The 1,221-nt window shown below is 73.1% G+C and carries 1 protein-coding gene; it reads right to left on the bottom strand.

The annotated features are described in order from the left end of the window. Positions 1-1,221, bottom strand: a 1,221-nt coding sequence (locus tag ABD374_RS31580) for a WS/DGAT domain-containing protein (RefSeq protein ID WP_344500058.1), incomplete at both ends; no start/stop codon positions are given.

Genomic DNA, 1,221 nt, shown 5'->3' with positions numbered 1-1,221 from the left:
GCTTCGAGCGCGTCGAGTTCGGCGAGCCAGCGGGTGGGGAGTTCGTCGAGGTCGGGGAGGCTGGGGTCGGCGACGAGGGCCAGGTGCGCGGTTCCGGCGTATTCGCCCAGGCAGACCGACAGGTGGTGTCCTGCGGGCAGGAACATCAGCGGCAGCAAGGTGTGGATGGTGTGGCCGTGGAGTTCGAGGGGACGTGCGGGTCCGGGGACATGGGTGGCCAGCAAGGTGGTGCGGCGCGGGTGCAGGGCTCGTGCCAGGATTCTGCCGTGCCAGCGCGTGGGCAGGGTCTCGAACAGGACGTCCGCGTCGGGGTCGCGGTGGCTGGCCCGGATGTTGGCGGTGGCCAGGTGTGTGGCGGCCAGGCGCTCGGTGGCGGTGGGCAGGTGGCAGGGCAGGGCGACGGGGACGCCGCGGTGGAAGTTGCCCAATGCGGTGCTCGTGTGGCCGCGCCGGGTATTGAGGGGGACCATCGCCCGCACGGTGCTTGTGGCACAGTCGGGCAGCCCGGGGCGCAGGGCGCCGGCGAGGGCGGCCAGGTAGACGTCGTTGAGGCTGGTGCCGGCCGCCCGCGCGATGGCTTTCATGCGGGGCAGTGGGGTGTGAACCCACAAGCGACTGGGTGGGCCGGTCGGAGCCTGGACGCGCGCGGGGCCGAGGCTGATTGCGTGCGTGGACAACGCGAGGCCGGCGACCGTGCGTAGCAGGGCGCGCACGCGAGTGGTCGTCCAGGAGGGTGGGGGCACGGGGGGTGTGCGGCGGTGTGGGAGGCCGGGTTCCTGCAGCGCGGCGAGGGTGATCCCGATCAGGGACATGCCGTCCAGGAGGCCGTGGTGGGCGCGGAGGAGGAGGGCGAACTCGTTGTCGCGGTGGCCGTGGAGCAGGGTCATGCCCCAGGTGACGTCCTTGAGCGGCCGGGCGCATACGTGCTCGATCGCGGCGTGCAGTGCGGCGTCGCCGCCGTGTGCGGGCAGCGCGACCTCATCGAGGTGATCGGCGGGCTCGGCCGGTCCTGCCGTGTTCGTGCCCCGTGGGCGGGCCCGGTCGCGCAGTGGTGGGTGGGCCGCCCGGACCAAGTCGATCAGCGCGTGCAGTTCGGCGGTCTCAGGTGCGGGGCCGGCGACCACGGCCACTCCGCCGATCTCCGTGCTGGAGTGCGGGTGCGCCGCCGCGTAGTCGAACCAGCGTTCGCCCGCTGCGGTCGCGTCGTCATGGTCGTGCACG

Origin of the sequence: Streptomyces enissocaesilis (genome assembly GCF_039533765.1) — a bacterium.
Classification (GTDB): domain Bacteria; phylum Actinomycetota; class Actinomycetes; order Streptomycetales; family Streptomycetaceae; genus Streptomyces; species Streptomyces enissocaesilis.
The sequence above is the reverse complement of the archived record's forward strand: the minus strand, read 5'-3'. Positions and strand labels throughout refer to the sequence as shown.